Genomic DNA, 12,265 nt, shown 5'->3' on the forward strand with positions numbered 1-12,265 from the left:
GTATTTTTTGCAGGAAAAATAAAAAATTTTTATCAAGAGCCTGTGTTTATGCCCTTCATCTTTTATATATGTGTAAGAACATTTTTTAGCCGGCATAAAAATGATTTTTACAACAGTTAGAAATAGAAATGAGGCGAGAAAAGAATGAAATATGAATACATGAAGGAGTCAGAGCAGATGATTCAGTACTTCCGGTTTCCGAAGTTTTTGCTAAAACTGCGAATTTCTCAAACTGCAAAATTCCTTTATATGATTTTGTATGACCGGGCGCGGATATCGAGAAAGAATAGCTGGATAGACAAGTATGGAAACGTTTATCTGATATTTCCAATAGATGAATTGTCTGTTCAAATCGGCAAATGCAAATCTTCTGTAAAAACAACATTGAAAGAATTAGATGATGAGGGATTATTGGTTCGCAGATTCGGTGGATTTTCAAAACATAATCATTTATATGTAAAAATTCCATCTGATGAGATAGGTTTACAGCCAGTTGACAATAAGGCGGTTGAAAAGATGGCTATAACAGAGTCAGAAAAGCAACCATCATCTAGCCGAAAAAATGGCTGTGCAGGAGTCGGAAATGTGGCACCTAGTAAAGTAACTGAGAAATATAAAAGAAATAAATATTATGAAGTAAATTAAGGTAGTTTAATATGGAAGTGGGATGACACTCTGGCTTAGGCTGGAGTGTTTTTCTGTGGAAAAAACATAAAAAAAATATTATAATAGAAAAGAAATTTTAAGAAAAACGGAGGAGTTAGGAAAATGAAATCGAAATCCGGAAACAAGAAATTATGGATTGCTGTTATTATTTTCGTATTGATGATAGCCGGAGCAATCGGCAATCATTCGGATAATAAGAAAGAAAATCCTGGCAGGGAAAGTTCCGCTGCCACGGAATCGCAGGCTGCAACAGAAACTGAGACCAGTACCAATACAGAGTCAGACGGTGATACCGAAGATTTTGTTACTGAAGGAGTCATTAGTAATACCTATAAGACAGATAGCAGTTCCGCCGGACAGATGCAGGTGCATTTCATAGATGTAGGGCAGGGCGATGCTGCCTTGATATCCTGTGATGGTCATTACATGCTGATAGATGCCGGCAATAATGACAAAGGAACAACGGTACAGTCCTATCTTATGAGCCAGGGCGTAGAAAAACTGGATTATGTCATAGGAACGCACCCGGATGCAGACCATATTGGCGGACTGGATGTAGTAATTTATAAATTTGACTGCGATACAATTATCATGCCAGATGTGGCAAATGACACCAGAACCTATGATGATGTGGTGCAGGCAATGAAGTCCAAGGGCTATCAGACTACTTATCCGGTAGTTGGAGAGACTTATACTTTGGGCGGAGCAACTTTTACCATCGTGGCACCGAATGCAGACTATGGAAATGACATGAATGACTGGTCGGTGGGTGTGCTGGTGCAGAATGGCAACAACCGTTTCCTCTTTACCGGAGATGCAGAAGAAAAAGCGGAAGAGGACATTTTAAATAATGGAATTGATATTTCCGCAGATGTCTATGCAGCGGCGCATCATGGAAGCAAAACAGCCACAAGTCAGGCTTTTTTGGATAAGGTATCACCGACTTATGTGGTAATCAGTGCCGGTGAAGGCAATAAATACGGACATCCTCATGCAGAGGTGCTGAACCGTCTGCGGGCAGCCGGCATATCCGTGTTTCGTACCGATGAACAGGGTACGATTGTAGCCACGTCAGATGGAAATGATATCACTTGGAACTGCTCCCCATCAGAAAGCTGGAAAGCAGGAGAACCGACCGGAAGCAGTGATAGTACAGCAAATAATTCCACAGCAGACAGCACTACATCATCAGGCAGCAGTGATGCAGGTATAGCTGCAGATGCATCCGGCAGTTCAAATAGTGACAGCAGTTCCGTTATGGTACATATTACAGACACCGGTTCAAAATATCATTCGGCAGGCTGCTCGTATTTGAAAAAGAGTGACCATGAGGTGACTTTGTCAGAGGCGAAGAACATGGGTTTGACACCATGCTCAAGATGTAACCCGCCACAGTAAAAATTTAATGAGAAAAACGAATCGCCAAGCACCTTGCACTTTTTATTTGATTAGTATACAATAAACGAAGTTAGTAGCAACTAACTCCTCGTGAATCATAGTGACTCCTTTGGAATATGGAGACGGCAATATCCATATTCACCGGAAGAAATATTCTTCCGGGAGGCAGAGTCCTGTATCTGACAAAATATGAAGAGGAACTGCACCGAGCTTCAAAGTTATAAACTTCCAAAAGCTGGTACGGAATATACCGCAGAGCAGTTAATCGTACTCCTATAGATAAATGATATTCTTTAACAAACACCAAAGAAGCTGCAGTACGGCAGCTTCTTTTGGCGTGCCGGGAAAATGGAAGGGTGGTTATTATAGAGGGAAAAAGAAGAAATGCATAAAAAATGGATAAATATGCATCAAACTTAGTGACTATTTGTTTTGCAAAAAAGGTTGAAAAAACCTTTCCGATATGGTAGAATTTTTACAATTTAGGTAGACTGTGCAGGTTTGGTGCATTTTTTATGCAAAAGGAAGGAAAAAGAGATGACTGACTCTTTTTTTTTGCGCAGGTATCGGAAGAATAGAAAGGACAGGGTGAACAAATGAAAGCTTTTCTTATATTGGAAGATGGCAATGTATTTACCGGAACCAGCATCGGTTCAACACGGGAAGTCATCAGTGAAATCGTATTTAATACGTCGATGACAGGGTATTTAGAGGTACTGACAGATCCATCTTATGCAGGACAGGCGGTAGTAATGACATATCCTTTGATTGGAAATTATGGAATTACACCGGATATGGAGTCAGGACGTCCATGGGTAGATGGATATATCGTAAGAGAATTATCCAGAATGCCAAGTAATTTCCGTTGTGAAGGAACCATTCAGGATTTTCTGAAAAAATACGATATACCGGGAATTGCAGGAATTGATACCAGAGCATTAACCAAGCTCTTACGTGAAAAGGGAACAATGAATGGAATGATTACAACAGATGAGAATTACAATCTGGATGAGATTATTCCAAAATTAAAGGCTTACACCACAGGAAATGTGGTAGATAAAGTAACCTGTGAAGAGAAAAGCGTATTGCCTGGAAAGGGCAAAAAAGTAGCACTGTTAGACCTTGGTGCTAAGAGAAACATCGCCCAGTCATTAAATAAAAGAGGCTGTGAAGTTACCATTTATCCGGCACACACCACAGCAGAAGAAATTTTAAGCACGAATCCGGACGGAATCATGTTAAGTAATGGACCTGGAGACCCGAAGGAGTGCAAGGAGATTATTGCAGAGATTCGTAAATTATATGAATCTGACACACCGATTTTTGCAATCTGCTTGGGACATCAGCTGATGGCACTTGCAACCGGTGCAGACACATATCATTTGAAATATGGTCATCGTGGAGGAAATCATCCGGTTAAGGATTTAAAGACCAACCGTGTATACATTTCCAGCCAGAACCATGGTTATGCAGTAGATACCAATACCCTGGATGAGAAAATTGCAAAACCGGCATTTGTAAATGTAAACGATGGAACCAACGAAGGATTAGAGTATGTCGGAAAGAACATTTTCACCGTACAGTTCCATCCGGAAGCATGTCCGGGACCACAGGATTCTGCTTACCTTTTTGACCGTTTTATTGAGATGATGGGAGGAACGAAATAATGCCTAAGAATAAAGATATTAAAAAAGTATTAGTAATTGGTTCAGGTCCGATTGTCATTGGACAGGCTGCAGAGTTTGACTATGCAGGAACACAGGCATGTCGTTCTTTAAAAGAAGAAGGAATCGAAGTTGTTCTGGTAAACTCCAATCCTGCTACCATTATGACAGATAAGGATATTGCAGATGAAGTTTATATCGAGCCATTAACTGCAAAAGTATTAGAGCAGATTATCATAAAAGAAAAACCGGACAGCGTCCTTCCTACCTTAGGTGGACAGGCAGGTCTTAACCTTGGTATGGAGTTAGCAGAATCCGGATTCTTAGAGAAACATGGTGTCAAACTGATTGGTACAACTGCTGAGACAATTTTTAAGGCTGAGGATCGCCAGGCATTTAAAGATACCATGGAAAAAATCGGTGAGCCATGTGCACCATCCCAGGTAGTACACAATGTAGAAGATGGTATCAAATTTACCAATACCATCGGATATCCGGTTGTACTTCGTCCTGCTTATACCTTAGGAGGAAGCGGCGGCGGAATCGCACATAATGAGACAGAGCTTATCGACATCTTATCCAACGGACTTCGTCTGAGCCGTGTCGGAGAAGTGCTGGTAGAACGTTGTATCGCAGGCTGGAAGGAAATCGAGTACGAAGTAATGCGTGATGCCAATGGAAACTGTATTACTGTATGTAATATGGAAAACATTGACCCGGTTGGTGTACATACCGGAGACTCTATCGTAGTAGCACCTTCCCAGACATTAGGTGATAAAGAGTACCAGATGCTGCGTACTTCTGCACTTAATATCATTTCCGAATTAAATATTACCGGTGGATGTAACGTACAGTACGCACTGCATCCGGAAACCTTTGAATATTGTGTTATCGAGGTTAATCCTCGTGTATCCCGTTCTTCTGCATTAGCATCCAAAGCAACCGGATATCCGATTGCAAAAGTTGCTGCAAAGATTGCACTGGGCTATACCTTAGATGAAATCAAGAATGCAATTACCGGAAAGACATATGCAAGTTTTGAGCCAATGTTAGACTACTGCGTAGTAAAAATCCCAAGACTTCCATTTGATAAATTCATCACTGCAAAACGTACGTTAACAACACAGATGAAAGCAACCGGAGAAGTTATGAGTATCTGCAATAACTTTGAAGGTGCCCTGATGAAAGCAATCCGTTCCTTAGAGCAGCATGTAGACAGTCTTTTATCCTATGACTTCAGCAAGCTTTCTGATGAGGAATTACAGGAGCAGTTACATGTGGTAGATGACCGCAGAATCTGGGTTATTGCAGAAGCACTGCGCCGTGGCGTATCTTATGATAAAATTCATGAGATTACAAAGATTGATAAATGGTTTATTGACAAACTGGCTATCTTAGTTGAGATGGAGCAGGATTTAAAGACAAAACCACTTACCGTAGAGCTTTTAAAAGAAGCAAAACGTATGGAATTCCCGGATAAAGTCATTGCAGAACTTACCGGAAAGAGTGAAAAAGAAATTCATGACATGCGTTACGAAAATGGTATCGTAGCAGCCTTTAAGATGGTTGATACCTGTGCCGCAGAGTTTGAAGCATCCACTCCATATTACTATTCCGTATTTGGCAGTGAAAACGAAGCAGAAGAGACAACACCGAAGAAGAAAGTTCTGGTATTAGGTTCCGGTCCAATCCGTATCGGACAGGGTATCGAGTTCGACTACTGTTCCGTACACAGCACCTGGGCATTTGCCAAGGAAGGCTGGGAGACAGTTATCGTAAATAACAACCCGGAGACCGTATCAACAGACTTTGATATTGCAGATAAACTGTATTTTGAGCCGCTGACCCTGGAAGATGTTGAGGCAATTGTAAAATTAGAAAAACCGGACGGAGCTGTAGTTCAGTTCGGTGGACAGACCGCAATCAAGCTGACCGAAAGCTTAATGAAGATGGGTGTCAAGATTCTTGGAACCAAGGCAGAAGATGTAGATGCTGCAGAGGACAGAGAGCTCTTTGATGAAATCTTAGAGAAGACCGGAATTCCAAGAGCAGCAGGCGGAACTGTATTTACTGCAGAGGAAGCCAAAGAAGTTGCACACCGTCTGGGTTACCCGGTACTGGTTCGTCCTTCCTATGTATTGGGCGGACAGGGTATGAAGATTGCATACAATGATGAAGAGATTGAAGAATTTATCGGAATCATCAACCGTATTGCTCAGGATCACCCGATTCTGGTTGATAAATACCTGATGGGTAAGGAAATCGAAGTAGATGCCGTATGCGATGGTACAGATATTTTAATTCCTGGTATCATGGAGCATATCGAGCGTACCGGAGTACATTCCGGAGACAGTATTTCCGTATATCCGGCACCGACCATCAGTGATGAAGTAAGAGAAATGCTGGTAGAATATACCAAGCGTTTGGCTCAGGCATTACATGTAGTAGGACTGATTAATATCCAGTTTATCGTAATGGACGAGCAGGTATATGTCATCGAAGTAAATCCACGTTCTTCAAGAACGGTACCATATATCAGTAAAGTTACCGGTATCCCAATCGTAGACTTGGCAACCAAGGTTATCATTGGAAATACCATCAAAGGAATGGGCTACACACCGGGACTTGCACCAACCGCAGATTATATCGCAATCAAGATGCCGGTATTCTCCTTCGAGAAACTGCGTGGAGCAGAAATCAGCCTTGGACCGGAAATGAAGTCCACCGGAGAATGCTTAGGAATTGCCAAGACCTTTGATGAAGCTTTATATAAAGCTTTCTTAGGAGCAGGTGTTCAGCTTCCGAAATATAAGCAGATGATTATGACGGTAAAAGATGCAGACAAGCCGGAAGCAGTCGGCGTAGCAAAACGTTTTGCAGCCTTAGGCTACAAGATTTATGCAACCAGAAGTACTGCAAAATATTTACAGGAGCATGGCGTAGATGCACTGCGTGTCAATAAGATTACCCAGGAGTCACCAAACGTTATGGACTTAATCTTAGGACATAAGATTGACCTTGTCATCGACACACCGACCCAGGGAAATGGTGATAAGAACCGTGACGGATTCCTGATTCGTCGTAATGCAATTGAGACCGGCGTATACTGTATCACGGCAATGGATACAGCCAACGCACTGGCAACCAGCTTGGAAAATGCCCAGTCAGAGCTTACTCTGGTAGATATTGCAACCGTGAAGAATATTTAAGAGCAAAGAAACAGCCTCATGTGTTTCAAGTGGAACACATGGGGCTGAAATTTTTGCTGTCAGGCATCTGTAAGAAGCTGCCGGTAGCAGGCACTACAGGCGCAGGCAGCGTTTATATAATATATACAAAAACGGAAACATAATTTGAATAAAAATGACAATTGACAAAGAAATGTAAAATGGTTAATCTGATAGGTAGTTGCTGAAGAATCAGCGGGAGTACTGAGCTATGGAAAATGATATGAAATAATCGGATAGGACAATTCATAGATACCGGAATTCTCCGGTGATAATCCCAAATGATATGAGGCAATAAAAATAGAATAGCAGGTCTCTAAGGAGATATATTATGAAACCAATATATGCAGAAAATATTATAGTAGCAATAAAATCGTGCGGCTGTATAGAGTGGTATATTTTAGACAAAGATTATTGCTTTTTAGATTATCCTAAGTTAGAAGAAGCATATCGTAAGAAAGGCTATAATGATACTTTTGATGATGATTCCAGATTTGGCATAAAAGTAGTAAATGAATTGTCGAAAACACAATTTTTGGATCATATAAAAGAATATAAAATTACAGCCGAAGAATTAAAGAAAATGTTAATGAAGGAATCTGATTATAATGATAAATTAGCATATAATCCATCTATTTTAATAGATTTTGAAAATCGGGTATTTATATCGTATTATGCTGAACCGGAATCTTTTGAAGCGTTTGTTCCAGATGGCTGGATAGGAAAGTATCAGGATTTTACAGAAGAAATACCAGAAAAACAGAGATATTGGATGGATGAAAACGGTAAAAATTTGATAGGAGAATAGGAATGGATAATAAAACGGAGGGTATTGGTATGGGATTTAATGAGACACAGACAATGGCAATTAATTTTACTAAAATGGCAAAAAAAAAAATGGGGGATAAGGTTAAAGATTTTTGCATTTTGGACGTATATGATGATGCGAATAACCGAGCATTCAGCGTGGAATTTACAGCATATGATTATTTTCCAATAAGGTTGAATTATGAAAGAGGAAGATTTGGATGTTGCATTTTATATGGAGAAAGAACAGTGGCATTAAGTAACTCACAACAATGGTGGGAAGAAGCTGATTTTGATGTCTTTTTTAAAGAATTAGAAAGAGAACTGAAGTTAAGAATTCCGGATAAATTCTTAAAAGCGCATCGTTGGCGATGATATGAAAGAAGCACTACTAAGGAGAAACAGACATTGCGTGATACAGTAATGAATGAACAATATTTTGCGGAATATATTCTGGAAGAGACAGAGCGAATAAGAAAATTTCAAAATAAATTAAAAAATAATGAGGTAAGAGAAGATAGAATTTATTCGGTAAAAAGAAAGATTGATGCTATACAATTTGAATTACTTATTGCAAGATATTCTAGTGGTGAAGATATAGAAAAATTAGAAAATGATTTTATGCAGTTATTAAATGATATGCCATTGTATTGGAATGGTAATTCCAGCTATATTGATATGCTGTGGATGATGGCACTTGCAATTTTATTCGATGTAAGTAGAGAAAAGTTTGGTATATTGTCGGATTTGGTAACTCAATATAATCGGAAAGATGCTTTATTGGAATTTTTTGTTAATTACAAAATGCATGGAAGCATAGAACAACTGGAAGGAGACTATTCCTTTGGCTTCCCATATGATAAGTTGATGGATATTGTTGCAAATAGAGAAAAAGCAGTTGAAAAATTAAAAGAATATTTGGAAAAATATTGGTATGTGGGACATAAAAATATGGGATGGTACGATATTCATAAAGCAAAAGAAAAATTGTATTACGGTTACTGGAGTTTTGAAGCAGGAGCTATTGCAAAAATATTAAATTTAGATGACAGCAATTTGAAAGATGTACCGTATTATCCATATGATTTGGTTCACTATAAAAGCAATAGTATCTAATCTGGATTAGAGGATATAAAAGGCGTTTTATATGTTGTGGGATAAATTAACGGAAGAGAATTATGTGGTATATGTAAACAGAGACATTGATTTAAAAATAAAAGTTTTTGAATTGATGGAGGATGATGAAGTATATATCAACTATAAGGGATTTAATTTGACAATACCTATGTTGATATGGGAGTTTGGAGAAGATTTAAAGATGGCATCAATAGAAGATGTTCGTATTGAAGGCAACGACCGATTTGATAAACATTTTGTTATAAAAAAAGAGGATAAAGAAAAGTTTTTAGATGAAATATATTTCTTTTTGGTTGATAATAATATGGATTCTGTTTTAAATGAAAAATATCGAGCAAATTGGTGATAAAGATAAAAAATATATTATAGGATGAATATGAAAATAAAAGTAAGAAGAGAAGCTGCTAAATGCACAAATTGTGGGAAAATTAATGAATTTTATTATTTGTCAGATTTTTCATATGGTGAGAGATTAGTGCTATTTCATAACGGTATGAGTTATGCATATATTAATTTGTTGGAAGATGATGTTTATAATGATTTTATTGATAAAGTGAGATCCATTTTAAATTTGCATCAAAAAGAATTTTCAGAAGAAAAATTACAAAATATAATTAAACATATATTTGGCATGACTTGTGACAGGATACAGGAAAGTGAGATTGAATTTGCAATGGACCATAAAAAATGCATCTATTGCGCCGCGGATGATTTTGAAGATTTAATGGCTGAGCCGGAAAAAATTATTTGTGTGGAGATGCCCAATGTGACACATCATGCGTGGAAAACTCTGGATGATGCGAAAAAGGTGCAGCGAATAGAAAAAGCATTGATGGAAAATAAAGTTATCTAATGATACAGTGGTGTATACCAAATGGAGAAAATCAGGGAATGAGAGATTATATTAAAAGTGAAAAATATTTCGACGAATTCATAGCAGAAGATACAGCTAGAATTTTAAAATTAACAAAAAAAGTAAATGGCGGAGAAGTTAGACCAGAAAGATTAGTGCCAGTAAAACAGGGAATTTTTCGTATTAAACTTGGAATTATAATAGCAAGGTATTCTAAGGGAGATAACATAGCTTGTTTAAGAAGTGATTTTATGGAAATATATGAAGAGTGGATAATGTCCTTCTTTTCACAGGTTGCATATAATGAGAATTTAAAGATGCTATCACTTGCAGTCCTATTTGAAATAGAGCAAAAACTGATTACATTAACAAAAAGAAAACTGAAAGAAAAAGAGGTAAAGGACTGGTTGTTGCTTTTTCTGATGGGGGAAAAACAACCAAATTTACCACTTTTATTTCCAGACAGATTTCAAATAATGAAAGAGTTAGTTAAAGAAAGAGATAAATCAGATTTATTGGAGAAATATTTGAAAGAGGACTGGTATAATAAAGAATACGAGTGTTATGAGGCTCATAAAAGTGACCAGAATATATATTATGGTTACTGGAGTTTTGAAGCAGGAGCTATTGCAAAAATATTAAATTTAGATGACAGTAATTTAAAGAATGTGCCATATTATCCATATGATTTGGTTCACTATAAAAGATAAAATTCCCGTGGAGAAAATGAAATGTGGAGAATCCAAAAGAAAGAAAAATTTGATATTTGGGAAAACGACTTATGTTCATTGAAAGTTCAATATGAAGAAAGTAAATGTAGAGTTTATGTTAATTATAAAGGGTATAATGTTGTTGTTCCGATGGGAATATGTGGATTTGAAGATGAAATTCAGGAAAGAAAGATAAAGTATGAGGTTGAGGGAGAAAAGGGAATTTTAAACTCTTTAAGTTATGTAGTCGAGAAAGATAATTTGAGACTGTTTTGCGATATGATATTCTTTTTTTTGACTGAACATAGCTTAGACAGAATGTTATATGAAGAATTTAAATATTAAATAATAGCTGTCCCATTTAAAAGAAACCCACATATGTTCAAGGTTTTCTTGGATTGAACATATGTGGGCTATTCTGTATTGATAATCCTACACCAGCTTCTTTCTTGCAGTCTTTTTCTTTGGTGCCGGCTGGGCAGCGGCTGCTGCGGCAGCCTGATTCTGGCGCTTGCGGAACCGGTCGGCTACATCTTTGATATATTTGTCTGAGGTAAAATGCTTTAAAGTATTTTCATCAATGGCAATCCGGTTATCCATGGTCTTCATAATATCCTGAATCTGGATAATGTCATAGATGTGCGGGTCACGCAAATCAAAGATTTCATTATTAGTAAACTGTAAGATAAGAGGTTTGGAATAATCCTCCGGGTTATCTTCAAGAATCATCGCCTTTTCGCCATTGGATAAATCTACACAGGCACCTCTTGGAAGAATGTGGATGCAAAGAGAAAGTGCACGGACAATCTTTGTATCATATTTTTCCGGAAACTCCTGCAAATATTTCATGGCAACGATTTCGGAAATCGGCTCATTGGTTAGGCTCATGGCGGTCATCCGGTCAAAGGCATCTGCAACCTGTAAAAGCTTTGTGCCGCTGCTGCGGAAAATCTTGGATGGGTCAGCAGCCTCTTCCGGAGCGGAGAGTGTAATAAACTGGGTAATGATTCTTAAAGCATCCGGTGATAACTTTATACTGTGAGTCTGCGGATTCAGATAATCTAAGCTCTTGATACGGCAGGCAAGGATTTTCTTTTCGTCTTCTTCTGTTAAAGGATCCGTTTTTTCAGCAAGCTCGGTCGGAACTAAAAGCCAGCCAAAATCATAGAGCAGAGCAGCCGTTACACAGGTCTGCTGAAAATCATCCGGCATATTTAACTGGTGAGTCAGCATGGCGACCAGAATAGCAACGCTGATGGAATGCTTGTATACATAATCCGCAGAGCTTCTTAAATTCTGCGCAAAGTTCAGCTTGTGGTCAAGACGGCCATACTGGGACAGAATCGAAGAGACCAGCGTTGGAAGCTTGTCCGGCTGTCTGCCTTTACGAATCATATCCATGCAGTCGCGAAGCTGGAACATGGAAATGGTCTGGAACTGTTCGAAAGCAATATCCTCGTCGGATAATGGCGGAACCGGTTCGGCAGGCTCCAGAATATAAATACCAATCAGCTCGAAATTCCGGATACTTTCGATACCCTGCCGGGTCAGTCTGGTGTCGCGGTCATAAAGCATGACGCCCAATTTATTATAGATAGGTTTAGCAAGACGCATGCCGGGTTTTAAGTCATCTGTCCGTATAAATAGCATAGCGGTTACCTCCTTACAAAATATGTTTTTTTCCGTTAAAATTCCTAGTTCAAATATAGCACAAGCAGAGAGGAAAAACAATCTTGGGATTGAAAAAGAAGTGTAGTTTTTCGTTGCATTTTCATAAGAAAGCCGTCTATAATAAAGGAAGAA

The 12,265-nt window shown here is 38.4% G+C and carries 12 protein-coding genes; 11 read left to right on the forward strand and 1 reads right to left on the reverse strand.

What is annotated here, in order from left to right; all coding sequences use genetic code 11:
* The first annotated feature begins 144 nt into the window (after positions 1-144).
* The 11 genes from DWV68_RS08115 (at position 145) to DWV68_RS08165 (ending at position 10,807) form a co-directional block, all read left to right on the forward strand.
* Positions 145-645, forward strand: a complete 501-nt coding sequence (locus DWV68_RS08115; protein WP_118057129.1) for a replication initiator protein A — start codon at positions 145-147, stop codon at positions 643-645.
* A gap of 123 nt (positions 646-768) precedes the next feature.
* Positions 769-2,064 (forward strand): ComEC/Rec2 family competence protein, encoded by a 1,296-nt coding sequence (locus DWV68_RS08120; RefSeq protein ID WP_118665465.1) that lies wholly within the window; start codon positions 769-771, stop codon positions 2,062-2,064.
* A 596-nt stretch (positions 2,065-2,660) separates the two neighbouring features.
* Positions 2,661-3,731, forward strand: coding sequence for a carbamoyl phosphate synthase small subunit (locus DWV68_RS08125; protein WP_118665467.1), 1,071 nt, complete (start codon positions 2,661-2,663; stop codon positions 3,729-3,731).
* Entirely contained in the window at positions 3,731-6,937 is a 3,207-nt protein-coding gene (carB, locus tag DWV68_RS08130; RefSeq protein ID WP_118665469.1) for a carbamoyl-phosphate synthase large subunit, read from the forward strand. The genes DWV68_RS08125 and carB overlap by 1 nt, the downstream gene beginning before the upstream one ends.
* A 349-nt stretch (positions 6,938-7,286) precedes the next feature.
* The gene (locus tag DWV68_RS08135; RefSeq protein ID WP_022243001.1) at positions 7,287-7,763 is read left to right on the forward strand and encodes a hypothetical protein; all 477 of its coding nucleotides are present in this window, start codon (positions 7,287-7,289) and stop codon (positions 7,761-7,763) included.
* A 2-nt stretch (positions 7,764-7,765) separates the two neighbouring features.
* A complete protein-coding gene (locus tag DWV68_RS08140; RefSeq protein ID WP_197420833.1) occupies positions 7,766-8,137 on the forward strand; it encodes a hypothetical protein in 372 nt (123 codons plus the stop codon).
* 33 nt (positions 8,138-8,170) lie between these two features.
* Positions 8,171-8,878 (forward strand): PoNi-like cognate immunity protein, encoded by a 708-nt coding sequence (locus DWV68_RS08145; RefSeq protein WP_118665471.1) that lies wholly within the window; start codon positions 8,171-8,173, stop codon positions 8,876-8,878.
* A 31-nt stretch (positions 8,879-8,909) separates the two neighbouring features.
* Positions 8,910-9,245 (forward strand): hypothetical protein, encoded by a 336-nt coding sequence (locus tag DWV68_RS08150; protein WP_118544505.1) that lies wholly within the window; start codon positions 8,910-8,912, stop codon positions 9,243-9,245.
* A 30-nt stretch (positions 9,246-9,275) separates the two neighbouring features.
* Positions 9,276-9,752: a hypothetical protein gene (locus tag DWV68_RS08155; RefSeq protein WP_118665473.1), complete on the forward strand. Its 477-nt coding sequence runs from the start codon at positions 9,276-9,278 to the stop codon at positions 9,750-9,752.
* Between the two features lie 38 nt (positions 9,753-9,790).
* Positions 9,791-10,462, forward strand: coding sequence for a PoNi-like cognate immunity protein (locus tag DWV68_RS08160; RefSeq protein WP_158575684.1), 672 nt, complete (start codon positions 9,791-9,793; stop codon positions 10,460-10,462).
* A gap of 21 nt (positions 10,463-10,483) precedes the next feature.
* Positions 10,484-10,807, forward strand: coding sequence for a hypothetical protein (locus DWV68_RS08165; protein WP_117841798.1), 324 nt, complete (start codon positions 10,484-10,486; stop codon positions 10,805-10,807).
* A gap of 87 nt (positions 10,808-10,894) precedes the next feature.
* Here DWV68_RS08165 and DWV68_RS08170 read toward each other — a convergent pair whose 3' ends face one another.
* Complete coding sequence (locus DWV68_RS08170) at positions 10,895-12,112, reverse strand: HD-GYP domain-containing protein (RefSeq protein WP_117947692.1); 1,218 nt, start codon at positions 12,110-12,112, stop codon at positions 10,895-10,897.
* Positions 12,113-12,265: the final 153 nt, after the last annotated feature.

Source organism: Roseburia sp. AF12-17LB (assembly GCF_003479605.1).
Lineage (GTDB): Bacteria > Bacillota > Clostridia > Lachnospirales > Lachnospiraceae > Roseburia_C > Roseburia_C amylophila.

Bases quoted from the DNA above. Each gene is read 5' to 3' on its own strand.
- DWV68_RS08115 (WP_118057129.1), top strand. From the start codon at position 145: ATGAAATATGAATACATGAAGGAGTCAGAGCAGATGATTCAGTACTTC.
- DWV68_RS08120 (WP_118665465.1), top strand. From the start codon at position 769: ATGAAATCGAAATCCGGAAACAAGAAATTATGGATTGCTGTTATTATT.
- DWV68_RS08125 (WP_118665467.1), top strand. From the start codon at position 2,661: ATGAAAGCTTTTCTTATATTGGAAGATGGCAATGTATTTACCGGAACC.
- carB (WP_118665469.1), top strand. From the start codon at position 3,731: ATGCCTAAGAATAAAGATATTAAAAAAGTATTAGTAATTGGTTCAGGT.
- DWV68_RS08135 (WP_022243001.1), top strand. From the start codon at position 7,287: ATGAAACCAATATATGCAGAAAATATTATAGTAGCAATAAAATCGTGC.
- DWV68_RS08140 (WP_197420833.1), top strand. From the start codon at position 7,766: ATGGATAATAAAACGGAGGGTATTGGTATGGGATTTAATGAGACACAG.
- DWV68_RS08150 (WP_118544505.1), top strand. From the start codon at position 8,910: ATGTTGTGGGATAAATTAACGGAAGAGAATTATGTGGTATATGTAAAC.
- DWV68_RS08155 (WP_118665473.1), top strand. From the start codon at position 9,276: ATGAAAATAAAAGTAAGAAGAGAAGCTGCTAAATGCACAAATTGTGGG.
- DWV68_RS08160 (WP_158575684.1), top strand. From the start codon at position 9,791: ATGAGAGATTATATTAAAAGTGAAAAATATTTCGACGAATTCATAGCA.
- DWV68_RS08165 (WP_117841798.1), top strand. From the start codon at position 10,484: ATGTGGAGAATCCAAAAGAAAGAAAAATTTGATATTTGGGAAAACGAC.
- DWV68_RS08170 (WP_117947692.1), bottom strand. From the start codon at position 12,112: ATGCTATTTATACGGACAGATGACTTAAAACCCGGCATGCGTCTTGCT.